27 protein-coding genes are annotated in these 23,677 nt (G+C 73.4%); 12 read left to right on the top strand and 15 right to left on the bottom strand.

The window, feature by feature from the left end:
- The first annotated feature begins 31 nt into the window (after positions 1-31).
- Entirely contained in the window at positions 32-481 is a 450-nt protein-coding gene (locus tag IE237_RS08170) for a peroxiredoxin (RefSeq protein ID WP_189801126.1), read from the top strand.
- A 36-nt stretch (positions 482-517) separates the two neighbouring features.
- On the opposite strand, the gene IE237_RS08175 is transcribed toward IE237_RS08170, so the two are convergent.
- Entirely contained in the window at positions 518-748 is a 231-nt protein-coding gene (locus IE237_RS08175) for a hypothetical protein (protein WP_189801127.1), read from the bottom strand.
- Between the two features lie 215 nt (positions 749-963).
- Here IE237_RS08175 and IE237_RS08180 point away from each other — a divergent pair, with 215 nt between their 5' ends.
- The 5 genes from IE237_RS08180 to IE237_RS08200 all read left to right on the top strand — a co-directional run bounded on the left by IE237_RS08180 (position 964) and on the right by IE237_RS08200 (position 4,960).
- Complete coding sequence (locus IE237_RS08180) at positions 964-1,359, top strand: SHOCT domain-containing protein (RefSeq protein WP_189801128.1); 396 nt, start codon at positions 964-966, stop codon at positions 1,357-1,359.
- Positions 1,360-1,436: 77 nt separating this feature from the next.
- Complete coding sequence (locus IE237_RS08185) at positions 1,437-2,321, top strand: hypothetical protein (protein ID WP_189801129.1); 885 nt, start codon at positions 1,437-1,439, stop codon at positions 2,319-2,321.
- A 36-nt stretch (positions 2,322-2,357) separates the two neighbouring features.
- The gene (locus IE237_RS08190) at positions 2,358-2,807 is read left to right on the top strand and encodes an RrF2 family transcriptional regulator (RefSeq protein ID WP_189801130.1); all 450 of its coding nucleotides are present in this window, start codon (positions 2,358-2,360) and stop codon (positions 2,805-2,807) included.
- Between the two features lie 73 nt (positions 2,808-2,880).
- Entirely contained in the window at positions 2,881-4,068 is a 1,188-nt protein-coding gene (locus IE237_RS08195; RefSeq protein WP_189801131.1) for a globin domain-containing protein, read from the top strand.
- Positions 4,069-4,192: 124 nt separating this feature from the next.
- Positions 4,193-4,960: an acetate and sugar kinases/Hsc70/actin family protein gene (locus tag IE237_RS08200; RefSeq protein WP_189801132.1), complete on the top strand. Its 768-nt coding sequence runs from the start codon at positions 4,193-4,195 to the stop codon at positions 4,958-4,960.
- Between the two features lie 8 nt (positions 4,961-4,968).
- On the opposite strand, the gene IE237_RS08205 is transcribed toward IE237_RS08200, so the two are convergent.
- The 7 genes from IE237_RS08205 to IE237_RS08235 all read right to left on the bottom strand — a co-directional run bounded on the left by IE237_RS08205 (position 4,969) and on the right by IE237_RS08235 (position 11,201).
- Positions 4,969-5,340: a peptidase inhibitor family I36 protein gene (locus IE237_RS08205; protein ID WP_189801133.1), complete on the bottom strand. Its 372-nt coding sequence runs from the start codon at positions 5,338-5,340 to the stop codon at positions 4,969-4,971.
- A complete protein-coding gene (locus tag IE237_RS08210; protein WP_189801134.1) occupies positions 5,337-6,062 on the bottom strand; it encodes a hypothetical protein in 726 nt (241 codons plus the stop codon). Before IE237_RS08210 ends, IE237_RS08205 begins: the two co-directional genes overlap by 4 nt.
- A gap of 405 nt (positions 6,063-6,467) precedes the next feature.
- Entirely contained in the window at positions 6,468-7,253 is a 786-nt protein-coding gene (locus IE237_RS08215) for a polysaccharide deacetylase family protein (RefSeq protein ID WP_189801135.1), read from the bottom strand.
- Positions 7,254-7,443: 190 nt separating this feature from the next.
- Positions 7,444-7,887, bottom strand: a complete 444-nt coding sequence (locus IE237_RS08220) for a hypothetical protein (protein WP_229842441.1) — start codon at positions 7,885-7,887, stop codon at positions 7,444-7,446.
- A 51-nt stretch (positions 7,888-7,938) separates the two neighbouring features.
- Positions 7,939-9,486 (bottom strand): ATP-dependent DNA ligase, encoded by a 1,548-nt coding sequence (locus IE237_RS08225; RefSeq protein WP_189801136.1) that lies wholly within the window; start codon positions 9,484-9,486, stop codon positions 7,939-7,941.
- Positions 9,487-9,535: 49 nt separating this feature from the next.
- Positions 9,536-10,708, bottom strand: coding sequence for a DUF6397 family protein (locus tag IE237_RS41300; RefSeq protein ID WP_268253680.1), 1,173 nt, complete (start codon positions 10,706-10,708; stop codon positions 9,536-9,538).
- Positions 10,709-10,787: 79 nt separating this feature from the next.
- Positions 10,788-11,201, bottom strand: a complete 414-nt coding sequence (locus IE237_RS08235; RefSeq protein ID WP_189801137.1) for a roadblock/LC7 domain-containing protein — start codon at positions 11,199-11,201, stop codon at positions 10,788-10,790.
- 165 nt (positions 11,202-11,366) lie between these two features.
- On the opposite strand from IE237_RS08235, the gene IE237_RS08240 reads away from it, so the two are divergent.
- Positions 11,367-11,792, top strand: coding sequence for a PPOX class F420-dependent oxidoreductase (locus IE237_RS08240; RefSeq protein WP_189801138.1), 426 nt, complete (start codon positions 11,367-11,369; stop codon positions 11,790-11,792).
- Between the two features lie 124 nt (positions 11,793-11,916).
- Here IE237_RS08240 and IE237_RS08245 read toward each other — a convergent pair whose 3' ends face one another.
- The 5 genes from IE237_RS08245 to IE237_RS08265 are packed head-to-tail and all read right to left on the bottom strand — an operon-like array spanning position 11,917 to position 17,458.
- Entirely contained in the window at positions 11,917-12,534 is a 618-nt protein-coding gene (locus IE237_RS08245) for a GTP-binding protein (RefSeq protein WP_189801139.1), read from the bottom strand.
- Complete coding sequence (locus IE237_RS08250; RefSeq protein ID WP_189801140.1) at positions 12,515-12,931, bottom strand: DUF742 domain-containing protein; 417 nt, start codon at positions 12,929-12,931, stop codon at positions 12,515-12,517. Before IE237_RS08250 ends, IE237_RS08245 begins: the two co-directional genes overlap by 20 nt.
- 13 nt (positions 12,932-12,944) lie before the next feature.
- Positions 12,945-13,379, bottom strand: coding sequence for a roadblock/LC7 domain-containing protein (locus IE237_RS08255; RefSeq protein WP_189801141.1), 435 nt, complete (start codon positions 13,377-13,379; stop codon positions 12,945-12,947).
- A complete protein-coding gene (locus IE237_RS08260; protein WP_189801142.1) occupies positions 13,376-16,567 on the bottom strand; it encodes a sensor histidine kinase in 3,192 nt (1,063 codons plus the stop codon). Before IE237_RS08260 ends, IE237_RS08255 begins: the two co-directional genes overlap by 4 nt.
- Before the next feature lie 57 nt (positions 16,568-16,624).
- Positions 16,625-17,458, bottom strand: a complete 834-nt coding sequence (locus IE237_RS08265) for an MHYT domain-containing protein (protein ID WP_189801143.1) — start codon at positions 17,456-17,458, stop codon at positions 16,625-16,627.
- Between the two features lie 162 nt (positions 17,459-17,620).
- Between IE237_RS08265 and IE237_RS08270 the strand changes: the two genes are divergently transcribed.
- From IE237_RS08270 to IE237_RS08290, 5 genes are all read left to right on the top strand, one after another.
- Positions 17,621-18,226 carry a class I SAM-dependent methyltransferase gene (locus tag IE237_RS08270; RefSeq protein WP_189801144.1) on the top strand — a complete coding sequence of 202 codons (606 nt, stop codon included), beginning with the start codon at positions 17,621-17,623 and terminating at the stop codon, positions 18,224-18,226.
- Between the two features lie 196 nt (positions 18,227-18,422).
- Positions 18,423-18,836, top strand: coding sequence for a type 2 periplasmic-binding domain-containing protein (locus IE237_RS08275; RefSeq protein ID WP_189801145.1), 414 nt, complete (start codon positions 18,423-18,425; stop codon positions 18,834-18,836).
- Between the two features lie 116 nt (positions 18,837-18,952).
- A complete protein-coding gene (locus IE237_RS08280; RefSeq protein WP_189801146.1) occupies positions 18,953-19,288 on the top strand; it encodes a hypothetical protein in 336 nt (111 codons plus the stop codon).
- A 99-nt stretch (positions 19,289-19,387) separates the two neighbouring features.
- Entirely contained in the window at positions 19,388-20,275 is an 888-nt protein-coding gene (locus IE237_RS08285; protein WP_189801147.1) for a hypothetical protein, read from the top strand.
- A 141-nt stretch (positions 20,276-20,416) separates the two neighbouring features.
- Complete coding sequence (locus IE237_RS08290) at positions 20,417-21,793, top strand: tannase/feruloyl esterase family alpha/beta hydrolase (protein ID WP_189801148.1); 1,377 nt, start codon at positions 20,417-20,419, stop codon at positions 21,791-21,793.
- Positions 21,794-21,812: 19 nt separating this feature from the next.
- Here IE237_RS08290 and IE237_RS08295 read toward each other — a convergent pair whose 3' ends face one another.
- Together IE237_RS08295 and IE237_RS08300 are read right to left on the bottom strand one after the other, a co-directional pair.
- Positions 21,813-22,358, bottom strand: coding sequence for an MOSC domain-containing protein (locus tag IE237_RS08295; protein WP_189801149.1), 546 nt, complete (start codon positions 22,356-22,358; stop codon positions 21,813-21,815).
- An 87-nt stretch (positions 22,359-22,445) separates the two neighbouring features.
- On the bottom strand, positions 22,446-23,534 hold the full coding sequence (locus IE237_RS08300; RefSeq protein ID WP_189801150.1) for a fatty acid desaturase family protein: 1,089 nt from the start codon (positions 23,532-23,534) through the stop codon (positions 22,446-22,448).
- Positions 23,535-23,677 lie beyond the last annotated feature (143 nt).

A 23,677-nucleotide genomic window follows, 5' to 3' on the forward strand; every position in this document is an offset into this window, starting at 1 on the left:
CACCAGTGGGACGGATCGGGGCGGGCCTGAAATGAACGTCGGTGACCTCGTCGAGGACTTCAGCCTTCCGGACGAGACGGGCGCCCCGCGCTCGCTGACCGGCCTGCTCGCCGAAGGCCCGGTCGTCCTCTTCTTCTACCCGGCGGCGCTCACCCCGGGCTGCACCGCCGAGGCCTGTCACTTCCGCGACCTGGCCGCGGAGTTCCGGGCCGTCGGCGCCCTGCCCGTCGGTATCAGCTCCGACGGCGTGGAGCGGCAGCAGGAGTTCGCCGAGCGGCACTCGCTCGGCTACCCCCTGCTGTCCGACCCGGACGGCGCCATACGGGAACGGTTCGGCGTGAAGCGCGGGTTCTCGCTGGCGCCGACGAAGCGGGTCACCTTCGTGATCGGCCAGGACCGGCGGATCCGGGAGGTCGTCCGCAGCGAACTGCGGATGAGCGCCCACGCGGACCGCGCGCTGGCCGCCCTGCGCGGCGCCTGACCCGGGCAGGCCGTTCGCCCGTCCCCGGGCGCTCCGTCAGACGCCGAGCAGCTTGGCCTTGGCCTTGGCCGCGGCGAACTCCTCCGGCGTAGGCAGACCCTGCTGGCCGAGCTCCCCCAGCCGCGCCGGCTGGTCGGTGATCGACGGTGCCCCCGCGGCGGGCGTCACGGCAGGGGGCGGGGGCGCGCTCGGATCTCGGCGCGCCACGGCCGTCACCGCCGCCACTTTCGGCCGCTCTCCCGGGAAGGCGAGTACGACACGTTCCACCGGGTCCATGCTGCTCCGTTCCGTTCCGCGTACGGTGCGCGGCCCGCGCGGGCGTGGGGCGCGCCGCTCCGGCGACGGTCCGCGGCCTTCACCCGAACACGGCGCCATGGGGTTCGCACGCGCAGCCGCCACGAAGTGCGGGCGTGCGGGGGCTGGGTGAGACTCACTCCAACGCCGGGCCCTCCTCGGCCCGCGCGGGAACGGAGTGTGCAGGAATGGACGACTATCCCCTCCTCAACGTGTTCTGGACCATGATGTGGTTCTTCCTCTGGATCATGTGGCTCTTCCTGCTGTTCAAGGTGATCACCGACATCTTCCGGGACCACGAGCTCAACGGCTGGGCCAAAGCGGGCTGGCTGATCTTCTGCATCCTGCTCCCCTTCCTCGGCGTCTTCGTCTACGTGATCGCCCGCGGCAAGGGCATGAGCCGGCGGGACGTCAAGCAGGCCAAGGAGAGTGAGGCCGCGTTCCAGGACTACATCCGCAAGACCGCGGGAACGCAGGGCGGTGGCGGCGCCACCGACGAACTGGCTCGGCTCGCCGATCTCAAGGAGAAGGGCGCCATCACGGCCGAGGAGTTCGAGAAGGCCAAGGCCAAGGTCCTGTCCTGAGACTCCGGAGGCGGCGGGCCGCGGGTCCGGAGAAGGGCGGGCGCGATGCCGGGCTCACGGGTTCCCTGCTGCGGGAAGTGGCGGCGGAACCCACGAGGCTCCCGGAGGCGCTCGCCTCCTTCGCGTTGCGCCACCTCGGGCCAGGCGCCGGGCCCGCGGTCGAACGCCTCCGCTCCGCCCATCCCGAAGCCGACGCGGCGACTCTGCGCTCCCTCGTCATCAGCCGCGGACGGCGCCGGGTCGTCGCGGAGGGCGCCTTCGTCGGCGGCCCGTTCCTCGTCTTCATCCCCGTCGCCTTCTGCGGAGCCCTCCTCTCCCAGGTGCGCACGGTGCTCGAGATCGCCGCCACCGAGGGACGGGATCCCGCGGATCCGGAGCGGGCGGCCGAACTGCTCGTCCTGCAAGGGGTGTACGAGGACACCGCGAGGGCCCGGGCCGCCCTGGACGCCCACTCCGCCGCACCCCCTCCCCGGCCCGGACCGGGACGGACCAGCAGGCTGTGGGACCTGGTGATGCGGATGGCGCGGCTCCTCGGACTGCTCACGCCCTCCGGCGGCGAGCAGACGAGCCGGCTCTCGCGCATCGGACAGTGGGCGCTCGTGGCCTGCGTCTTCCTGGTGGGCCTGGTGGCGCCGCTCGTCTGGCTGCCCTACATGGCCGTCTCGTACAACCGCGCCACGACGCGCATGATGGACCGGGCCGTCGTCTTCTACGCCGGCTCGCGCTACCTGCGCTCTCCCCGCCGTGTCCGCGTCGACCCGTCCATGGTCGCGGCGGGACTGCGCGCGCTGGCATCGCTGCTGCTCCCGCTGGGCGGCCTGCTCGTGGTCGCCGCCACGGACACCCGGATCGCGGGCGGTCAGTGGCCGGTGGCCGGGATCGTCCTCACGGCCAGCTGCCTGCTCACCGGCGGCTGGTGGCTGTGGCGTCGCCATCGGCGGCGGCGCGAACCACCCCCTTAATACGTACACGAGATACCTCTTTGATACGGTCGGATCGTGAGGCTGACAAAGTTCACCGACCTGGCTCTCCGTGCCGTGATGCGCCTGGCGGTCACCGCACCGGAGGAATCCGTCACCACCCGCGAGGTGGCGGAGTCGATGGACGTGCCCTACGCCCACATGGCGAAGGTCGTGACCCGGCTCCAGCACCTCGGCGTGGTCGAGGCGCGGCGCGGCCGCGGCGGCGGACTGGCCCTCACGGAGCTGGGGCGGCGCTCTTCGGTGGGCTGGCTGACCAGGACCCTGGAGGGCGAGGAGGAGGTCGTCGCCTGCGAGGGCGATCCGCCCTGCCCTCTGCGCACCGCCTGCCGGCTCCGGGGAGCGCTGCGCGAGGCCCAGGAGGCCTTCTACCGCGCGCTCGACCCGCTGACCGTGGCGGACCTCGTGTCCTCACCGACCGGTCCGCTGCTCCTGACCCTCGGCCCACGCCCCTCACACTCCCCCTGACCGCGCCCGCTCCCTCCGGGGGGTGTCCGCGCACCCTTAAATACGAAGATCATCTACCAGATTGCGAGTTCTCATGCTGTCCGAGCAGGCCGTTCCGGTCGTCCGCGCCACCCTGCCCGCCGTCGGCGGCGCCCTCGACGAGATCACCGAGCGCTTCTACGGGCGCCTCTTCGCGGCCCACCCCGAGCTTCTGCGCGACCTGTTCAACCGGGGCAACCAGGCCAACGGCGAGCAGCGGAAGGCACTCGCCGGATCGATAGCCGCCTTCGCCGTCGCCCTGCTCGAGAACCCGGACAGCCGTCCCGACGCGATGCTGTCCCGGATCGCGCACAAGCACGCCTCGCTCGGCGTCACCTCCGAGCAGTACAAGACCGTCCACGAGCACCTCTTCGCCGCCATCGTGGAGGTCCTCGGCGACGCCGTGACCCCCGAGGTCGCCCAGGCCTGGGACGAGGTCTACTGGCTGATGGCGAACGCGCTCATCGCCGTCGAGGCCCGCCTCTACCAGGAGACGGGGGTCCCCGAGGGCCAGGTCTGGCGGTCCATGGAGATCGCCGAACGGCGGGAGGAGACGGCCGACACGGCGTCCTTCGCCCTGCGCCCCACCGACGGGAGCCCCACGGGCCCGTTCCGGCCGGGCCAGTACGTGAGCGTCCGGGTCGCCCTGCCCGACGGCGCCCGGCAGATCCGCCAGTACAGCCTGTCCGCCGCTCCCGGGCACCCCCAGTGGCGGATCACGGTGAAGCGGGTCGACGGCGACCCGGCGGGCGAGGTCTCCTCCTGGCTGCACGCCCACGCCCGCGCGGGCGACACCGTGGAGGTCTCGGCCCCGTTCGGCGACCTGGTCCTGCCCGAGGGCGACGGCCCGCTGCTGCTCGCCTCCGCGGGAATCGGCAGCACCCCGATGCTGGCGATGCTCGACCACCTGGTCGCCACGGCGTCGGCCCGCCCGGTCGTCGTGGTCCACGCCGACCGCAGCCCCGCCTCCCACGCGCACGCCGAGGAGCTGCGGCGCCTCGTGGCCGCCCTGCCGCAGGCGGCGCTGCACCTCTGGTACGAGGAGCCGGGCGACTCCGGCGCCCGGCCGGGACGTGCGGACGTCACTCTCATCGACCTGCCGGCAGGCACCACCGCCTACCTCTGCGGTCCGCTCCCCTTCCTGCGCGCGGTGCGCGGCGACCTGCTCGGCCGCGGCACGGCCGCGGCCGACATCCACTACGAGGTGTTCGGCCCCGACCTGTGGCTCGGCACCGAGGGCTGACCCACCCTCACGGACCGGCCTCCTTCGATCCCCAAGCACCATGGCGCCACAGCCACGGATATTGCATAGTGAGGTGCCGTATCAACCTCGCAATCAGCGGGTTCGCAGGAAATGGACGGAAGCGATGGGATCGTTCGGAGCAGCAGGAGACAGCCGGGGCACGGGGCGGCCGGTGCGCGGCATCGCCCTCGACATCGGCAGCTCCCGGACCCGCGCCTGGGCGCCGGGGGCGGGCGTCTTCGCGGACGTGCCGAGCGGGCCGGTGCGGCGTGGCCGGGTGACCGATGCCGATTCCCAGCTCCGCCTGCTGCGGCGCCTGACCGCCTCGGCCCCGGGTGGCGGCGGGCACGACACCGTCGTCATGCTGACCCACCCGGTCCTGGCGGGCCCGGAGGAGCGGGCGGCGGCGAAGCGGATCGTGGACGGTCTCGGCCCGGTGCGGGTCATCGCCGTGGACAGCGCCCGCGCGGCCGCCGCCTACGCCGCGCCGTCCGGCGGGGGCCCGTTGCTCGTCGTGGACCTCGGCGCCCAGCTCACGGAGGTCACGCTCGTCGTGGACGGCCTCGTCGAGGACGCCCGGCTCGCCGAGGTCGGCCTCGACGACCTGCCGGACACGGGGAGCGCGCCGGACACGATCGCCGCGACGACCGCCGACATGGTGAGCGACATGTGGCGGCACGACCGGACCGGCGCGGTCCGCGGGGCGCTGCGCCGGGGCGTCCTCGTGACGGGCGGCGGCGCCTTGCGGCTCGATGTGACGGGGCGGCTGGCCACCCTCCTGCGTGCCCGGCTCCGCCTGGCGAGCGACCCGTCCACCAGTGTGGTCCGCGGCGCCGGTCTGATGCTGGCCTCAGCCCTCCGCCATCCGACCGGCGCCCTCCCGCGCGGCTGACGCAGGGATCAGCAGCCGGTCGACCAGATGTGGGAGTCACCCCGGTCGTTGGCAGCACCGTTGTACCCGACCTCCTGGCCCGGGGCGAGACAGATGGTCATGCTGCCGCCCTGCCAGGCGTTCTCGTAGACCTGGACGTGGTCCTTGATCCCCGGCCCCGAGATGCCGTGGTTCGCCCATGAGGAGTCGGTGTCGGAGATCCAGCTCTCCCACCAGCCGTCGTCTCCGCTCCAGTTGGCGCGCTGGCCGCCGAAGTTCGCGTCCTGCCAGACGCAGAACTCGCCGGAGGGGCATTCGGCGGCTCCGGCGGCCGTGGCGAGGGCGAGGCCGGCTGTGACGGCGAGGAGTGCGGCGGCCGAGGTGGCGATGAGTCGCTTCACGAGTGGGTGGAGCCCTTCTTCGGGTGGGTGGTCGCGGACAGTTCGGCTGCCCGCCGCAGCGCGCGGTCGCGTAGCTGCCGGTAGGTGGTGAGCTCGTCGCGGCGCAGGGTCCGCACCGTGACCAGCTCCGCGGCCTCCAGCCGCGCGCGGACGTCCTCGAGTCCGGTCTCGCGGGCGCAGCGGGCGGCGACGGCGGGATCGGGGCGGTCGGAGCGGGGACGGCCCGGTGGGCTCGCGCATCGGGTCCAGCGGGCGAGCGCCGCTCGGTGGGCGGGGTCGGCGCTCATCCGCGCCTGGGCCTCGGCGCGGAGGTTGTCGACGGTGACCTGGGCCCGGAACCAGCGGCGCTGGTCTCCGTAGAGCCGGTGACGGGCGGTGGCCAGGCAGCCGTCGTCGTTGGCGGTGACGGTGGCGCCGGTGGCGAGAGTGACGGAGAGTTCCCTGGGGCCGGCGCCGAACAGCGCCGCCTGGAGGACACGGTCCTCGTCCGGAGCGCGGGGCCGGGCCGTGAGCGTGAGCCCCCGGGAGTCGAGGCAGTCCACCACGAGACGGTGCTCGGCGGACTTCAACAGCTCGTCCTGGGCCGCCTTGCCCACCGGGACGCCACCGGGCCCGGGCCCGTCCGGCGTGACGGTGGCGCAGCCCGCGAGCCAGACCGAGGCGGCCGCGGCGAGCAGCACGCGACGGGCGCGGAAGGTGGTGCGAGAGGTGGCGCGGACCATGGGGTCCCCCTTCGATCGTCCCTGGTCGGAGCGGCCGGCGGATGATCGTCTTCACCGGCTCGGGAAGATCACTGCCCGGGCGGCGGGCCACCATGCCGTGGCTCACTCGAACGGGTCGAACGCGCCGGTGCGCGCGCCCCTCACGCGCCGCCCACGTGCCGTGTGGGAGCAGAGAAGGGGAGGAGACGGAAGGCGGGACCCGGGAACGACGAAGCCCCGGTTGGACGGGGGATTCCAACCGGGGCCGATCGCCGTGACGGGCGAAGAGCGGTCACCTCTCGGGGGGACCTTGGGGACCGGACCCCTTCGCAGTCACATACGTATGAACGGTAAATCTTCCCCGAATGTTCCGGGGAATCCCGGGTGGGCGATGTGAGGCACCTCACCCGGTTTCGGCAGGTCCCGTCAGTCCCTCTCGGGGCGGTAGACCTCGCCGGGCTCGGCCTTTCCGGGAGCGAGAAGCTCCGGCACCGTCACGAACGTGAAGCCTCGCCGCTTGAGCTCGTCGATGATCGACGGCACGGCCGGCACCGTCCCGTCGTAGATGTCGTGGAGCAGGATGATGCCGTCACGGTGCGCGTTCTCCAGGACGCGCTGCCGTATGAGCGCCGAGTCGGTGGTGGAGTAGTCCTTGGCCGTGATGCTCCACAGGATCTGGGCGAGTCCGAGCTCCCGGCTGACGTCGGAGACGGTGCCGTCGGTGCGGCCCTGCGGCGGGCGCATCAGCGTGGGCTTCCGGCCGGTGATCTTCTCTATGGCGTCCTGGGTGCGCGACAGCTCGTCGCGGACCTCGGACTCGTCGAGGTCGGTCAGGATCCGGTGCGACCAGGTGTGGTTGGCCACCTCGTGTCCCTCGTCGGCGATGCGCCTCACCACGTCGGGGTAACGGTCGACGTGCTTGCTGCCCAGGAGGAAGAAGGTGGCGGGCACCTGCTTCTCCTTGAGGACGTCGAGGAGGTGCGGGGTGTCCTCGCCCGGTCCCGCGTCGAAGGTCAGGGCTATGCACGTGACCTTGGCGCAGTCGACGCGACGGGCTCCGTCACCGGCCTTGTCGTCCGTTCCGGCCTCTCCCCGGGCTTCCTGCGGGGTCAGCGGGTCGACTCCGCAGGCGCCGAGCGTCAGCATCAGCGACGCCGCGGCGAACAGGGCGGTGGTCACAGCCCTGGTTCGGCCAGGCCTGGATCGGAACATGGTGGACCCGCTTTCCCCGTGATGTCTTCGGTACGGCCGTCACCGCTGGTCAGGGCGGTGCGCATGACCGGAAGGCACTCTACATACGGTGTATACCGGGGATGTCGGCGGGGTCCGCCGACGGTGCGCGGGCACACGAGAACCCCGGGTGGCGCCCGTCCGCGCCGCCCGGAGCCTCCATACGTCCCGCTCAGCGGGACGCGAGCAACAGTCGGGCCTCGGTCTCCTGGTCACCGGAGACGGACTGCAGGGACTGGATGTCGAAACCGGTGGCGAGCACCTTCTCGACCTCGTCGACGGCTCGGTAGCCACCCGTGAGCGTGGCTCCGACCATGGCGGACAGGTGGGTGGGGCCCACCTCCTCGTGCCGCCCGCCGGCCGTGTCGAACGTGGCGGTCCAGACGGTGGGAGCCGGCCCCGTGGCCGCCTGCGGGCTCGGTGTCGTCATGTCCTCCAGCTGGTAGACCCGGTCGAGGACGTCGAACACGGCCTGGGCGTCCTCCTTGCAGCAGTCGCTGAGCTGCACGGTGACGTCGGTGTCGATGTGCAAGTCGTACACGTCGCTCATCTCCTCGCGGCCCGCCGGCCGCTCGTGGTGCCACGCGCTCCTCGTACCGGGCGCTCGTCGTGCCACGTCTCCAGCATCCCTCGCGGGAGGCTGCCCCGCGAGGCCCGTCGGCCGTGGTCAGCGGCCTTGGGTGATCCGCTCGACGGTGTCCGCCTCGGAGGCCCGCTTGTCGGGCCGGTAGCGCACGACCCTGGCGAAGCGGAGCGTGACGCCCGCCGGGTAGCGCGTCGAGGCCTGGAGCCCGTCGTAGGCGATCTCCACGACGAGCTCGGGCCTCACGCGCACGGTGAACCCGTCGTCCGACACGGCGAGTTCGCCGAGCCGCTCGGTCTGCCAGCGCAGGGTCTCGTCCGAGAGCCCTTTGAACGTCTTCCCCAGCATGACGAAGCCACCGTCGGCGGTCCGCGCCCCGAGATGGAGGTTCGAGAGCAGCCCGGTTCTGCGGCCGTGGCCGCGCTCCACGGCGAGCACGACGAGGTCCACGGTGTGGACGGGCTTCACCTTCAGCCAGGTGCGGCCCCTGCGGCCTGCCACATAGGGCGCCTCCAACGCCTTGACGAGCACGCCCTCGTGTCCCCGCGCGAGGGTGTCCGTGTAGAACCGCTCGGCGGCCTCGGCCTGCGCGGGATCGGCCGGATCCGTGACGACGGTACGGCGGACCCGCTGGGACTCCGGCAGCAGACGGGTGAGAACGGCGTGCCGCTCCGATCCGGCCCGGTCGATCAGGCTCTCCCCCTCCCGTGCGAGGACGTCGAAGAAGACGGGTGTCAGGGGAAGGGCCGCACGCGCCCCGGCCACGTCGGCACGGGAGCCCACCCGGGCGGCGATCGACTGGAAGGACACCGGGCGCCCGGTTCCGGGATCGAGGGCGATCACCTCGCCGTCCAGGATGAACGCGTCGGCTGCGACCCCGCGGGCGGTCGCGACCACCTCGGGGAGGCGGTCGGTGATGTCGTCGAGGGAGCGTGTGTACACCCTGACGTCGTCGCCGCGCCGATGCACCTGGACGCGGATGCCGTCGAGCTTCTCCTCGACGGCGCACGGCCCCAGGCCCGCGATCGCCTCGGCGACGGAAGCGGCCGTGTGCGCGAGCATCGGCTGCACGGGACTGCCGACCCGCAGGGTGAACCGGTCCAGCGCGGATACCCCCTCGGCCAGCACGGCCTGGGCGACCGGGGGCAAGGAGCCTTCGAGCATGACGGCGCGGCGGAGCTCGACGGCCGGCACCCCGGCGGCCTTGGCGACACCCTCCAGGGCGACGGCGTCGAGGGCCCCCTGGCGCACCTCGCCGGCCAGCAGCCGCAGCAGGAGCTCCTGTTCGTCGTGGGTCGCGGCCGTGAGCAGCGCGTGGACCAGCCGGGTCCGCTCGGCACGGGCTCCGGCACCGGAGACGGCGGCCAGCTCCTCCATCGCCGCGTCGACCTGCCCGAGCGTGAGCCCTGGCCCCTCTGCGGGCGGAACGGCCGGTGGGACGACCTCCTTGAGGATGCTCCACCCCACCCCGATCCGGCCCTGCGGCAGCCGCCCGGACAGGTACGCGATGACGAGCGGACTCTCCTCGGGCCCGGCCTCGGCGAACAGCCCGGCCAGCAGAGCGATCTTGCGCGAGCGCGCGGAGACGGCCGCGACCTCCCGGGACACTTCCGCGACACGCGCAAGGAGCATGGGCCCATCCTCTCCAGCCTCCGTCCCGACCGCACGCCGGAGCGCCGCGTCAGGGCCAGGCCACCGGCCGCCTCCGCCGCCGGGGACGCGCCGCACCCGTCGCCCTCCCCCGCCGGAAACGCTCCAGGAGCCGGGTGCGCACCGGCCGGCCCGGTGGACGGCCGCCCGCGACAGGCCGCCCCGCCGGAGACGCCACCGCGTCGACCGACGCTTCAGGAACCGGCGCTTCAGGAATCGACACCGCGCGAACCGGCACCTCGGGAACAGGCCCCCCGGGAACGGGCCCCCTGGGAACGGGCGCTTCGATGACAGGCCCTCCGGGAACCGGCCCCAGCCCACCCGGCGCCCCTCCCACCGGCAGCGGTACCGGCGCACCGACGTCGACCACGCGCGTCTCGCCGGGGTGCGGAGCCTGCCGCTCCGCGCGCGCCTCGTCCAGGGCCAGAGCCAGGCTCAGCCGGTGCCAGAGGATCTCGTCCGGGTCGTCCGCCCGCGTCAGCCGTTCGGCGAGCTCACGCGCGACCGGCGAGCCCGGCATCCCGGGCGGCGGAGGCGGGCGCAGCCGGTCGAGGTGGGTGCGCTCGTACGGATCGTCGACGACCTCGGCCAGCTGGACCGGGTCGAGCAGGGAAGCGATGGCCGCGGCCCGCGCCCACGGGTCCTGGGTCGCGCGGAGCAGCAGGCCGAGCCGCCGCGTCCGCCAGTTCCTGGGCCGCCGGTCCTCGTGTGCGGCAAGGCGCTCGCGGAGGTCCAGCGGCAGCCGCCCGGTAAGGAGGGCGGGACAGGTGAGGCCGAACTCGACGACCTCCTGTGCGAGATACATCCAGATCACCGCCCGGTAGCGGTTCAGCGAGAAGCGCACCGGGCTGAGGTGTCCCGTCCGGGCGAGCCGGGTGAACCGGTCCGCGGTGATCCCGAGGAGGGCGGCCGCCTCCCCCGTACCGACCGCGCGCACTCGCTCGCGCAGGCCGGCGGGGAAGTCCGGGGCGGCCCTGAGACGGTCGAGCTCACACCGCTCGACACGCCGCCGTTCTCCCTCGCCGGCCGGTACCGTCCTCACCACGCCGAGCTGGACCGCTAGCCGGAACTCGTCGCGCCTCAGCTCGAGTTCCTGTGCGGCCCGCCCCGGCGTCACCGTGCGCGCCCCTTCGTCCACCGTCATGTCGCGGCCCTCCCCCTGCGTCCGTGTTCCCTCCAGGTCGCGGGCCTCTCGGACCCGCACGAAAGAAACGTAACGCAGAGTGACGACCTTCGCACTGCCTGTGGACAACGCCCTGTGGACAACTATCCCGGCAGAGGCGTCAGAGCACGCCGCCACCCGGAATTCCGGGCTGCCGCGCCTCCACACCCAGGTGCTCGCCGACCCGGTTGACCAGAAGCGTCATCTCGTACGCCACCTGGCCGACGTCCGCCTCCGCCGCGCTCAGGACGCACAGGCAGCTGCCTTCGCCCGCCGCCGTCACGAAGAGCAGCGCGTCGTCGAACTCCACCATCGTCTGCCGCGCCCGTCCTGCCCTGAAGTGCCGCCCGGAGCCCCGCGCGAGGCTGTGCAGCCCGGAGGAGACGGCCGCCAGGTGCTCGGCGTCCTCGCGGACGAGTCCGCTGCTCGCGCCCGTCACCAGACCGTCGTTCGACAGCACCAGGGCGTGCCGTATGTATCCGACGCGCTGGGTCAGGTCGTCCAGGAGCCAGTCCAGTCCCTTGTCCAATGCCATCAGTGGTCCTCCCCCTAGCCGGTGCGTCCCCTCGGGGCGGACCTGGTGGTCCGCAGAGCCCTCGTGGTCCGTACCGTCGTGGTCCGCGTATCGCCGCAAGCCTTACGCACTGTCGTGGACAGGGCAAGCACTGCACCACGCCCGCGCGTGCCGCAGGATGGGGGCATGACGAGGATGACCGAGGATCAGTGGCGGGCCTTCGTGTCCGAGGGGACCCGTACGGCCAAGCTGGCGACCGTGCGCGACGACGGCAGTCCGCATGTCGTGCCCGTCTGGTTCCTGCTCGACGGCGACGACTTGGTGTTCAACACGGGCAAGGAGACGGTGAAGGGCCGCAACCTCGCCCGCGACGGCCGGGTGGCCCTGTGCATCGAGGACGACACCCCGCCCTTCGCCTACGTCTCCGTGCGGGGCCGTGCCGAACTCGGCGAGGACCCTGACGAGTTGCGGCACTGGGCCGCCCGGATCGGCGGCCGCTACATGGGCGAGGACCGGGCGGAGGAATTCGGCAGGCGCAACGCGGTCCCCGGCGAACTTCTCGTCCGTGTGCGGATCGAAAAGGTGATCGCCGAGGCCGGCATCGCCGACTGACGACCGGGCCGCACGATCTCGGGACCCGGCCGCGCGACCTGAGAACCCGGCCGCGCGGCCTCAGAACCTGTCCGCCGAGCGCGCGCCCCGCCGCCTCAGGCACCTCCGGATGAGGCCGCGCGCCTCAGCCGACCGAGTCCAGGAGCCGGGCGGTGTGCATCCGCCCCGCGTACTCGACCAGGCGGATCAGCACTTCCTTGCCCGAGTCGCGGTCACGCGCGTCGCACAGCACGACGGGCGTGCCGCGGTCGAGGTCGAGAGCCCGGGACACGTCGTGCGCCCCGTACGTACGCGCGCCCGTGAAGCAGTTGACCGCGACCACGAACGGGATCTTCCGGTGCTCGAAGTAGTCGACGGCGGGGAAGCAGTCCTCCAGGCGTCGGGTGTCGGCGAGGACGACCGCCCCCAGGGCGCCCTGTGACAGCTCGTCCCAGAGAAACCAGAAGCGGTCCTGGCCGGGCGTGCCGAAGAGGTAGAGGGAGAGCCCGGAGCGGATCGTGATGCGGCCGAAGTCCATGGCGACGGTCGTGGTGGTCTTCTGGTCGACTCCCCCGGTGTCGTCGACCAGTTCGCCGGCCCTGCTGAGCTGTTCCTCGGTGCGCAGGGGGCGGATCTCGCTGACCGCGCCGACGAGGGTGGTCTTGCCCACGCCGAACCCGCCGGCGACCAGGATCTTCAGGGCGAGGGCGGAGGTGTCCGCGCCGTCGCCCGCGCCGGTGCTCTCAGAGCGCTCGTAGGCCATCGATTACTTCCCTCAGGATTCTTTCGTCAGGGAGCTGTGCGGGCGGGACGGGCCGGCTGACGCGCACGAAGCCCGATTCGAGGAGGTCGCCGAGGAGGACGCGGACGACACCGACGGGCAGGTCGGCGTCGGCGGCGAGTTCGGCCACGGACTGGGTCTCGGCCCTGCACAGGGTGAGCAGGGACCGGTGCTCGGGGCCGAGGAGCGCTTCCTCGGCCGGCCCGGGCGGCTCGTCGTCCACGACGACGAGGGCGATGAGGTCGAACCGTACGTTGCTGGGTCCCGGCTTGGTCCGTCCTCCGGTCATCGCGTAGGGGCGTACGAGCGGTCCTGCCTCGGCGTCGTACCACTGACTGCCCGGCACGGAAGGCCGTTCGCCGCCGCTGTCGTCGTTCATGGGCTTCTCCGGGTCAGCCGGCGGCCGGTGGGGTCGCGGTGAGGCGCGGCGGGGTGTGCAGGTGCTCGCCGACGCGCTTCACCAGGCGGGCCATCTCGTAGGCGATGAGGCCGATGTCGGCGCTGACGGAGCTGAGGACGGCGAGGCAGGAGCCGTCTCCCGCCGCGGCGACGAAGAGGAAGCCGTCGTCCATCTCGACCATCGTCTGGCGGACTCCGCCGGTGTGGAACTGGCGTCCGGCGCCTTTGGCGAGGCTGTTGAAGCCGGAGGCGATGGCGGCCAGATGCTCGGCGTCCTCACGGCTGAGCCCGCTGGAGGCGCCCACGGCGAGCCCGTCGTTCGAGAGCACCACGGTGTGGCGGACCTCGCGGACCCGCATGACGAGATCGTCGAGGAGCCAGTCCAGTTCGCCGGACCGGTGGTGCGAGATCCGCTCGTGGTCGATCATGCGTCGTCTCCTTCGGAGCGAGGGTCGAGGGGGGCGGTGCCGCGGCCGCGGTCGTGGCTGCTGTCGGTTCCGAAGCCCGTGCCGAGGGGGCGTCTGGTGCCGGGGGCGGCGCCACCGCCCCGCTGCCAGCCGTCTCGGTACGCCGCCATGCGGTCCCGGACCTGCTCCGGAGTACGTGCGTCCGTGCCGGGGGCCACCGGTACGGACACCGATGCCGGGGCCGGTGTCTCACGCAGCTGGGGAACGAGACTCGCCTGCCGTATGCGGCGGGGCAGTTCACTCTCGGAGTCGCCGTGTCCGTCGGGTCCGACGGGTCCATAGGGTCCCGCGGGGTCCCCCTGGCTGCCGGGGCCGGCGTGACCGACGTTCCCGCCCCGATCGGGCGGAGCGCCCGGCGACTGCTCCCGCGTGGGCGCCGGTGCGGAGGGACCGCGTCGGCGCAGTTCGGTGACTCCCGCAGGGGCGGGGCCCGGCCTGACGCCCCTCCCGGCTTCCGGCCGGGATCCCGATCCGGCGCCCGGCCCGGATCCGGGGCCCGCTCCCGTCCCGTCCCCCTGCTCCGGCCCCGCCGCGAGTGCGGGCACGGCGGTCGGGCGGGCCGGCGACTGAGGACGCGAGGCCGACGTGGACGGGGAAGACGGGGGCTGCGAGGGAACCGGGGGTCGCGATCCTTCCGTCTGCTGGGGAAGGATCCCGGGTCGCGCCCCCGTCTGCGGCTGCGGGGCGGCCCGTCGTCCGGACGCGACGGGTGAGGCCGGGTGCCCGGGGAGTGCGGGAGCTGCCGGGGCGGGCGGGCCGACCTGCGGGGCGGGCGGCGGGACCTGGGGCCTGCCGAAGCGGCGGGCCTCGGCACGGTGCGCCTCTTCGCGTTCCCGTGCGGCGCGCGCGTCGTCGGTGCGCGGAGCCGCGCCGGTCCCGCCGCCGGCCTGTCCGGCGGTGGCGTGGGTCCCCGGGTTCCCCGCGCGCGGGGTTCCGGCAGGGGGCGTTCCGGGGCCGCTTGCCGGCATGCCGCGGCCGGGCGGCAGTGCGCCCTGGAGCAGGTCGGTGGGGAGCAGGACGACGGCGGTCGTACCGCCGTAGGGAGAGGTCCGCAGGTGGACCTTGATGTCGTGGCGGGAGGAGAGACGGCTGACGACGAAGAGGCCGAGCCGGTCGCTGTCGAAGAGGTCGAGTGCCTCGGACTGGGAGATACGGGCGTTCGCCTCGGCGAGGGTCTCCTTGCCCATACCGAGCCCCCGGTCCTCGATCTCCAGGGCGTAGCCGTTGCCGACGGGTTCGCCGCTGACCCGCACCTTGGTGTGGGGCGGCGAGAACTGGGCGGCGTTCTCGATGAGTTCGGCCAGGAGGTGGGTGAGGTCGGCGACGGCTCCGCCGACGACGGCCGTCTCGGGGAGCCGCCGCATCTCCACGCGCGCGTAGTCCTCGATCTCGGAGACGGCGGCGCGGACGACGTTGGTGAGGGGGACGGGCATGCGCCAGGCGCGGCCGGGGGCTGCCCCGGAGAGGATGATCAGGCTCTCGGCGTGGCGTCGCATGCGGGTGGTGAGGTGGTCGAGCCGGAAGAGGTCGCCGAGCTCGTTGGGGTCGTCGGCGCGCCGTTCCATGCTGTCCAGGAGGTTCAGCTGGCGGTGGACGAGGACCTGGCTGCGGCGGGCGAGGTTGACGAAGACTCCGGCGATGCCGCTGGCGAGTTCGGCGCGTTCCACGGCGGCGGAGAGTGCCGCGCGGTGGACGGTGGTGAGGGCCTCGCCGACCTGACCGATCTCGTCCTGGGACACGGGGCCGGGCGGGGCCTCGGCCTGGACGTCGATCTCCTCGCCGACGCGGAGCCGGCGCATGGCTTCGGGGAGTTTGCGGCGTGCGATGCCGAGGGCGGTGTTGCGGAGGCTGACGAGCTCGACGACGAGCCCCCGGCCGATCCGTACGGAGATGACGAGCGAGGCCGCGACGGCGGCGAGGCCGAGGACGACCGCCGCGCCACCCGCGGTGAGGGCGCCGCCGGCGAAGGGATCGGCGCGGTGGGCGGCAGCACCGCGCGCGTCGTTCTCGATCGCGGTGAGTCCGCCGCGTACGGCCGCGAGGGTGTCGTCCCATTCGGCGGAGGTGACCGCCTGGGCGGCGGGGCGGCCCGGGCTCGCCTCGCCGACCCGGTCCTCCGCGCGCGTGAGCCGGGTGTGGTCGCTGCCGGTGGAGAGCCGGGCCCAGGCGGCGCGTTCGGCGGCGGGCAGGTCGGCGGTGGCCGAGGCGAGGAGGGTACGCCGGGTCTCGACGGCCCCGGCGAAGTCGCGGAGCCGGTCCGCGGTGAGCCGGCCGGTGAGGTGGGCGGAGGTCAGGAGGGCGTCCTCGCGGGACAGCATCTCGCCGGCCCGGCCGAATTCGAGGAGTACGCGCGCGTCGGACCCCTGCTCGGCGTCCTGTATGCCGGTGAGGGAGCCGCCGACCGCGAAGGCGGCGGAGATGGTGTCCGTGTACTCCTCGTACACCTGGTCCCAGTCGGCGCGCCCGTCGGTCGCGGCGGTGCGGAGCCGGGCGAGGCCCTCGACCTTGCCGACGAAGGTGCTCACCCGTTCGGCGACGTCACCGGGCAGGTCTCCGGTGTCGCCGACGGTGTGCGCCCCGTCCAGGCGGAGGCGGTCGACGGCCTCGTCGGTCCGGTGGATCCGGTCCTTGAGCTCGGCGGCCCGGGTGGCGCCGGGTGCCGCGACCTGCCGTACGGCGGCGCGCCGTTCGGCCTGGAGGGCGGAGAGGGCGGCTGTCACGGGCTCGCGGATCTCGGCGTCGACGCGCTGGAGCTGGCGGAGCCGGGCGACGTCCTGAGCGGTGGTGACGGTGGCGAAGCCCCAGAGGGCGAGGAGCGAGACGACCGGGACCATCAGGAGCGAGACGATCTTGGCGCGGACGGTGCGCGGACGCAGCCCTTGGAATGCGGGGCGGACGCTGCCTCCGTCAGCCGGGTGTGGCCCTGCGGGGCCACCGGGGGGTACGGAGGCCTCGGCGAAGAGCCCGGCAGGGTGGGCGGCGGGGCCGGGCGTCGAGGCGCCTGCGTGGCTGCCCGGGGTCGGGGAGGCATCGGGGGTCGGCTCCCCCGGCTCGTCGGCGGGCGGGCCCGCGTGTGCGCGCCGCCCGCGCACGGCCGCCGGTGGCGGCGTGGCCGCCTCGGCGTCCTTGGTCTTGCGGGGAGTTCGCATGGCCTCCTCGTTCCGGCTTCGTCTGTCTCTGGTGCGGTGGGTCGTCCGTCGGGAGGGTCAGGTCGTGGGTGTGCGGGCCGCTTCCGCGGTGCGGAAGCCGGGCGGTGCGACGTCGACCGCGCGGTCGTCCGGTTCGGTGAGGCGTCCGGCGGATGCGTACGCGGCGCGTTCCCTGGCCGTCGGGGACAGGGCGACGAAGGCGGAGGTGATGAAGAGGTACGAGCCGAGGCCGACGGCGAGCGGGAAGATGAACTGCATGACCGTCGCTCCCGGGAGGGCAGCTCCGGAGGGAACGACCTCGACCCGGACGGCGAACATCCCGGTGTAGTGCATGCTGCTGACGGCCGCGCCCATCACGAGCGAGGCGACGGCCACGGCCGCGGGCGCGTGGATGTTGAGTGCCGCCCAGAGCGCGGCCGTGGCGGCGACGACGGCGATCAGCACCGAGAGTCCGACCAGCAGCGGGTCGTACCGCACCTGGCCGTGCAGCCGGAGTGCGGCCATTCCCATGTAGTGCATGCTCGCCACGCCGATGCCCGTGGTCAGTCCGCCGATCAGGAGCGAACGGACCCGGTCGCGTCCATAGCCGACGGCGAAGACGCCGACGCCGACGACGGCCATCGCGACGACAAGGCTGAGGATGGTGAGCGGCACGTCGTACCGGATGTCGGTGCCCGTCACTCCGAATCCGAGCATCGCCACGAAGTGCATGGTCCAGATGCCGGTGCCGATCGCGGAGGCGGCGGTCAGCAGCCAGTTGCGCCGGGACCGGCCGGTCGCGTCGAGCGCTCGTACGGTGCAGCGCAGCCCGAGAGCGGCGCCGATGCAGGCCATCGCGTACGACAGCGCGGGGGTCAGCCAGCCGAAGGTGGCGTGGTCCAGGTGTCCCATGGCTCAGGGACGCTAGTGCGCATCAGGGGGCGCACCGGGGGCGCATTTCGAAAGCTGCTGGAATATGACAGAGAGATGGTCCCGAACGATCACGCCGAGCTCGAACGTGCACACAGAACGTTCACCCCTCCGTGTGCGGGAAAGGTACGAGATCATGAGCGCATGAGCGATGACCCCACGCATGTACGAGAGTTCTTCGGCGCCCGCGCAGCCGACTGGGACACCAGGTTCCCGGACGACGGCCCCGCCTACGCCGCGGCCGTGGGCGACCTCGGTCTGCGCCCCGGCGACGCCGTGCTGGACGCCGGCTGCGGGACCGGCCGCGCGCTCCCGCCGCTCCGCGCCGCCGTCGGCCCCTCCGGCACCGTGCTCGGAGCCGATCTCACCCCGGAGATGATCGAACGGGCCGTCAGCGCCGGGCGCGGAGGCGAGGAGGGCGGGACCCTGCTGCTCGCCGACGTCGGCCGACTGCCGGTGCGCGACGGCGCGCTCGACGCCGTCTTCGGGGCGGGGCTCATCTCGCATCTCGCGGAACCCGTCGCCGATCTGCGGGAACTCGCCCGGGTGGTACGGCCCGGGGGCCGGCTCGCGCTCTTCCACCCGATCGGGCGAGCCGCCCTGGCGGCCCGTCACGGCCGGCAGATCACACCGGACGACCTGCGCGCCGAGCCCCGGCTGCGGCCCCTGCTCGCCGAGGCCGGCTGGCGGCTCGTCAGCTACGTGGACGAGGACGCGCGCTTCCTGGCCCTCGCCGTCCGCGAGGGCTGAGCACCGCAGCGGGACGCGATGCACCGGCACCCCGCCGGGCTGCACCGCCACGCGGAGACCGGACGGGTCCGCCGGGTGAAACCGCGGTACGCGGCGGAGGCGGGGCCGGTTGCGGCAGAGTCGGGGCGGGGGTTGAGGTCGGGCTCCGGGGACTCGCCCGTCCCCGCCGGGGCCGTGTCGGGTGAGGGAGCAACGGGTGGCCCCCGTCACCGAGCCCGCCGATCTCAACGGTCTGACGGTCTGCTCAGCCACCGGCAGCACCTCCGCGCTCACTTTCCGGACGCTGATCGCCCCGCAGGCACAGGTCCGGACGTACGACACCTACACCCAGTGCATGACCGCGCTGAGCTCGGGCGAGGTCGACGCCGTCACCACCGACGACGCGCTGCTGGCCGGGTACGCGACCCGGGGCGGCCCCGAGGGCCGGTTCGAGCTCGCGGGCTTCCGCCTCACCGAGGAGCGCTACGGCATCGGCCTCCCGAAGGCCAGCGCCCTGCGGGCGAAGGCCCAGTCGGCGCTCGCGCGGATGGTCACCGACGGCTCGTGGCACAAGGCCGTCGAGAAGAACCTTCCGCTCCTGCGCACGGACCCGCCTCCGTTCACCGACTGAGCCCGCCGGACGCGTCTCACACGCTCACCACGCATGCCAACGCACCCTTCTTTAACGGCACTTCACTGTCTACCGTGGAGATGCCGGGCAGTCGTGCCCGGGAAAGGCGGCGGGCCGTGGCACGAGTTCCGGAAAGACTGCGCAGACTCCTCCCCTCCAGCCGGAAGGCGCCCGAAGCCGCCGCGCCGGCGCCACCGCGCCCCCGGCAGGGGCACAACCTCTTCGAGGCGGCGGCCGAGTACGTCGCCGCCTGCGCCGAGAACGACCCCGCCCGGGCGGAGGAGGCGGCGAGCCGGGTCTCCCCCGGCATGCTCTCCTTCGGCGTCAACGAACTGGCCTGCCGGGCCCTGATCACGCTCGCCCGGGAACGGAACCAGTCCCCGAGCACCGTCGCCCGCTCGCTGCTCGGCCTCCGCGACCAGACGACGACCCGGCGGGCCGGTGACGCCTGACGGGCGCGCGTCGATGAGACGAGGTTCCCGGGTGGAGACCCTCGACGCGCGGGTTACCCACTGGTTAAGGTGCGCCGACGACCAGATGGGGAGGATGCCGTGGCTGGGACGGACCCGATCGCCGAGGCCGACGCCGACGCGCTGTTTGTGCTGACCGCGGCACTGCTGACGCCCGCGCGCTTCCCGAGCGTGCTCGGTGACGACTACCCGGCGGCCTGCGCCGCACTGGGCCTGCAGCCGTACGCCGAGGGGTACGGCCTGGTGTTCGGCCAGGACGGGCGCGGAGCCCGCTGGACGGTCGTCGTCGACGACGTGTCGCTCGTCGCGGTGGCCATCTCCTCCTGGGACTGCGGCATGGCCTACGACCTCTCCCCCGACGAGCGCTCGGTGGTGGCCGGGCTGCCGGGCTGGCCGCTGCCCGTGGCGACCGTCGCCCCCGGTGTCCCGGCCCCGCACGATCCGGAGCCGGAGGAGGGCGATCCCGCGCCCCTGATCTCGCCCTCGGGCGAGGAGTGGGGACCGGCCCAGCGGCGGCTCGGCGCCGACGAAGTGGCGCTCCAGTGGGACGCCTGGCGGGCCCGGGTGGGCGACGAGGTGGAGTCGGGGACGGCTCGCACCTCGGAAGCCACAGGAGCGGCCGGCCCCCGACCCCCGGCCCGGCCCGAGGACCAGGGGCAGGCCCCGCCCCAGAGCCCGGCCGCGACCCAGGCCCCCGGCGACTCCGCCCCCGCCCCGGCCACCGGTGTCGGGAAGGCCCTCGCCGAGCTGCGCGGCTACCTGGAGGAGCCCCCGCCGGTGGGCCGGGTCCGCTCGGCCTCCGGCACGCTGCGCGTGGACGGTCCCGGCTGGTCGCTCGTGGCCAAGGCGGACGACATGGCGTTCGTCCTCCTCGACGAGCTGCCGCACGAGGTGCTGCCCGTGACGCGGGGGCCCAGGCTGCCCGCCCTCCTCGAAGCGCTCGACGCGATGGCCATCCGCCCCTCCTGAAGGCTCAGACCGTTCCACCCCGTCTTCGCACCCCATAGGACGACGATCCGCGGTGTGGTTCCGAACCATGGCCCGGCGGTAGTGCAGCGCCGCACGATGTGGCGCCGCACCCCCTTTCCGTCGTCCCACCGGAGGCTCACCATGCGCCTGTTCCCAGGCGTCTCCCTGTTCGCCGCGCTCCTCACCGGGGTCACCGTCCTCGGCCCCGCGAGCCCCGCCGGGGCTGAAGCACCGGCCGCCGCGCACTGCGCCCGTCAGGACCGGGTCCATGTGCCCGGCGCCGAGCGTCAGCAGTCCGCTTGTCTGGCCGACCTGACCACCGCCGCTCTCGCCGGCACCCCGTACACCGACCTGGCGGACCAGGCCGGGCTCGCCGCCAAGGCGACCCGCAACCCCTCGGGGGTGCCGGGCGTCCAGGTCGACGGCTACTTCCCCGACGACTCCCGCCTCAACGCCACCCACGGCTGGGCCCATGACGCGCAGTTCGTCATCCGGCTGCCCGACCACTGGAACGGCGGGCTCGTCGTCACGGGCGCCCCCGGCAGCCGGCGTCAGTACTCCACGGACGCCCTGATCTCCGACCAGGTGCTCGCCCGGGGCTTCGCCTACGCCGCCACCGACAAGGGCAACACCGGCCCGGACTTCTTCACCGACGGGCGGGAGCCGGGCGACGCGGTCGCCGAGTGGAACCGCCGGGTGACCGAGCTGACGCGGGCCGCGAAGAAGGTCGTACGGCAGCGGTACGGCCACGCGCCGGAGCGCACGTACATGACCGGCATCTCCAACGCCGGCTACCTCACGCGCTGGCAGCTGGAGAACCGGCCCGAGCTGTACGACGGCGGGGTCGACTGGGAGGGCGTGCTGTGGACGACCCGCGGCCCGAACCTGCTGACGAGCCTGCCGGTGACGGTCGCCCGGTCCCAGGGTCTCGCCACCGACGAGGACCTGATCGCGGCGGGCTTCGCGCCCGGGTCGCGTTTCCTGTGGCCGTACCACGAGAAGGCCTACTGGGGTCTGACGCAGAAGCTCTTCCGGGCCGAGTTCGACCCCGCGTACGACCCGGCCTGCCCCGGTGCCACGGCCGGTGGGACGGTGGAGCAGATCTTCGCGCCCTGCGCCTCGGACGCCTCCTACGACTACGCCTCCCGTCCGGCGTCCGTCCATCGCGCGGTCGCGAAGGTGGCGCTCACCGGGCGGATCGGCAAGCCGCTCATCACGCTCCACGGCGACCTCGACACCCTGCTGCCGATCGCCACGGACTCCGACGTGTACGCGCGGATGATCGACGCGCGGGGCCGGGGCGGGCTGCACCGCTACTACACGGTGCAGGACGGGACGCACACGGACGGGCTCTACGACACGTACCCGGACCGGCTGCGGCCGATCCTGCCCTGCTACCGCTCCGCGTTCGACGCCCTGACGCGCTGGGTCGAGGAGGGTGCGGCGCCGCCCGCGGACCGTACGATCGCGCGGCCCGCGAGCGGTGACGTGGTCAACTCCTGCGCACTGGAGGGATGAGCGGGGGCCCTCCGCGGGCTCAGACGCGCTCCAGCGGGCGGTGCGGCTCGGCCGGCAGTTCGGCCCGGATCGGGTCGCCGGGCCGCACCTCCCCGCCGGAGCGCACGACGCCCATGATGCCCGCCCTGCGCACGATCTCGCCGTTCTCGTCACGGCCGAGGACCTGCTTGAGGAGGCCGTGCTGGAAGGTGTCGATCTGCGCGCAGGGGTTGCGCAGGCCGGTGACCTCGACGACGGCCTCCTCGCCGAGGTGCAGAAGGGTGCCGGTGGGGAGCGCGAGCAGGTCGATCCCCCGGGTCGTGACGTTCTCGCCGAGGTCGCCGGGGGTGACCTCGAAGCCCGCGCCGGCGACGTCGTCGAAGAGCTCGGCGTGGATGAGGTGGACCTGCCGCAGGTTGGGCTGGGTGGGGTCCTGCGCGACGCGGGACCGGTGCTTCACCGTCACGCCCGCGTGGACGTCGCCCTCCACGCCGAGCCCGGCGAGGAGGGTGATGCCGTCCCTGTTGGGCTTGGTGAACGAGTAGGTGCCGTTGCTGCTGACCGTGGTGACGATGCCGCCGCTCATGGTGGAGAGCTCCCCTTCTCTGCCTCTCCGGGCGGCGGCTCACCGCCCGCCCGGACCGATGATCACATCGCGCCTCGGTGTACGACCCTACTCGGCGCCCTCGGTGCGGAGCGGCGCGCCCACCTCGTGCAGATGGCCGAGGGCCTGGCGGTACGAGTCCACGAAGCCGGTCTCCGTGTACGGGACTCCCAGTGCGGCGCAGTGGGCCCGGACGGCGGGCTGCGCCAGGCGGAGGTTCGGGCGCGGCATGCTCGGGAACAGGTGGTGCTCGACCTGGTAGTTCAGTCCGCCGAGGAACCAGTCCGTCAGGGCGCCGCCCCGGATGTTGCGGGAGGTGAGCACCTGGCGGCGCAGATGCCCCCAGCTGTCGCCGTCGGCGTGCTCGTCCGGCCGGTCCATGCCCTTGTGGTTGGGGGCGAAGGCCATGCCGAGGTGCACGCCGAGCAGCATCTGGTGGAGGAGGGCGAAGACGAGGGCCTGGGCGGGCGTCAGGAGCGTGAGCAGCAGCGTCGCGTATCCGGCGAAGTGGGCCAGGAGCAGGGCGCCCTCGACGAGCCGCTCGCGCCGGGTGCGGCACGGACCGTCCTTCGCGAGCAGGGCCTGGACCCCGTACACCTTGAGCGCGATGCCCTCCAGGGTGGTCAGCGGGAAGAACAGCCAGGCCTGGTGGCGGGTGAGGAATCCGCGTAGGCCCGTGCGGCCCGCCGTCTGGTGTTCGGCGAAGACGAGGATGTCGGCGGCGACGTCCGGGTCCTTGTCGAGGTGGTTGGGGTTGGCGTGGTGGCGGTTGTGCTTGTCGTTCCACCACTCCCGGCTCATCCCGAGGAGCAGGTTGGCGTGCACGAGCTGGAGGATCCGGCTCGTCTTCCGGTTGGCGGTGATCTGCGCGTGGCCGGCGTCGTGGCCGACGAAGGCGGCACGGGCGGAGAACAGGGCGAGGGGGACGGCGAGCAGCAGTGCCCACCAGGAGGGCCCGATGAGGGCGAGCCCGGCCGCGACGGCGGCGATGCCGAGGAGGTTCACCACGATCCCTCGGGCGTACCAGGCGGGACGGTGTTCGAGGAGGCCCTGTTCCCTGACCGTCCGCAGGAGTGGGGTGAACTCGCTGGTGCCCCTGGCGCGGGCGGGCGCCGCGACGGGTGCGGCGGCCGGGGGCAGGACGGTGGCCTGGGACATGACGGGCTCCGGTTTCTGTCGGTCGGTACGGTCGGTGCGGGTCGGTTTCCGGTCGGTGGGCGCCTACCGAGAACGTACGGATCCGTGATCGTCCGGGGCCATGGCGTCACCACCCGTCCACCACCGGGGGCACGCCGGGGGGC

It is taken from the genome of Streptomyces tanashiensis, from assembly GCF_014648895.1.
GTDB lineage: Bacteria > Actinomycetota > Actinomycetes > Streptomycetales > Streptomycetaceae > Streptomyces > Streptomyces tanashiensis.

Coding starts and splice junctions, on each gene's coding strand:
- IE237_RS08235 (WP_189801137.1), bottom strand. CDS start 11,201: ATGGCATTGGACAAGGGACTGGACTGGCTCCTGGACGACCTGACCCAG.
- IE237_RS08215 (WP_189801135.1), bottom strand. CDS start 7,253: ATGTTCCGATCCAGGCCTGGCCGAACCAGGGCTGTGACCACCGCCCTG.
- IE237_RS08200 (WP_189801132.1), top strand. CDS start 4,193: ATGGGATCGTTCGGAGCAGCAGGAGACAGCCGGGGCACGGGGCGGCCG.
- IE237_RS08240 (WP_189801138.1), top strand. CDS start 11,367: ATGACGAGGATGACCGAGGATCAGTGGCGGGCCTTCGTGTCCGAGGGG.
- IE237_RS08290 (WP_189801148.1), top strand. CDS start 20,417: ATGCGCCTGTTCCCAGGCGTCTCCCTGTTCGCCGCGCTCCTCACCGGG.
- IE237_RS08295 (WP_189801149.1), bottom strand. CDS start 22,358: ATGAGCGGCGGCATCGTCACCACGGTCAGCAGCAACGGCACCTACTCG.
- IE237_RS08245 (WP_189801139.1), bottom strand. CDS start 12,534: ATGGCCTACGAGCGCTCTGAGAGCACCGGCGCGGGCGACGGCGCGGAC.
- IE237_RS08180 (WP_189801128.1), top strand. CDS start 964: ATGGACGACTATCCCCTCCTCAACGTGTTCTGGACCATGATGTGGTTC.
- IE237_RS08260 (WP_189801142.1), bottom strand. CDS start 16,567: ATGCGAACTCCCCGCAAGACCAAGGACGCCGAGGCGGCCACGCCGCCA.
- IE237_RS08210 (WP_189801134.1), bottom strand. CDS start 6,062: ATGGTCCGCGCCACCTCTCGCACCACCTTCCGCGCCCGTCGCGTGCTG.
- IE237_RS08270 (WP_189801144.1), top strand. CDS start 17,621: ATGAGCGATGACCCCACGCATGTACGAGAGTTCTTCGGCGCCCGCGCA.
- IE237_RS08195 (WP_189801131.1), top strand. CDS start 2,881: ATGCTGTCCGAGCAGGCCGTTCCGGTCGTCCGCGCCACCCTGCCCGCC.
- IE237_RS08250 (WP_189801140.1), bottom strand. CDS start 12,931: ATGAACGACGACAGCGGCGGCGAACGGCCTTCCGTGCCGGGCAGTCAG.
- IE237_RS08255 (WP_189801141.1), bottom strand. CDS start 13,379: ATGATCGACCACGAGCGGATCTCGCACCACCGGTCCGGCGAACTGGAC.
- IE237_RS08225 (WP_189801136.1), bottom strand. CDS start 9,486: ATGCTCCTTGCGCGTGTCGCGGAAGTGTCCCGGGAGGTCGCGGCCGTC.
- IE237_RS08170 (WP_189801126.1), top strand. CDS start 32: ATGAACGTCGGTGACCTCGTCGAGGACTTCAGCCTTCCGGACGAGACG.
- IE237_RS08265 (WP_189801143.1), bottom strand. CDS start 17,458: ATGGGACACCTGGACCACGCCACCTTCGGCTGGCTGACCCCCGCGCTG.
- IE237_RS08300 (WP_189801150.1), bottom strand. CDS start 23,534: ATGTCCCAGGCCACCGTCCTGCCCCCGGCCGCCGCACCCGTCGCGGCG.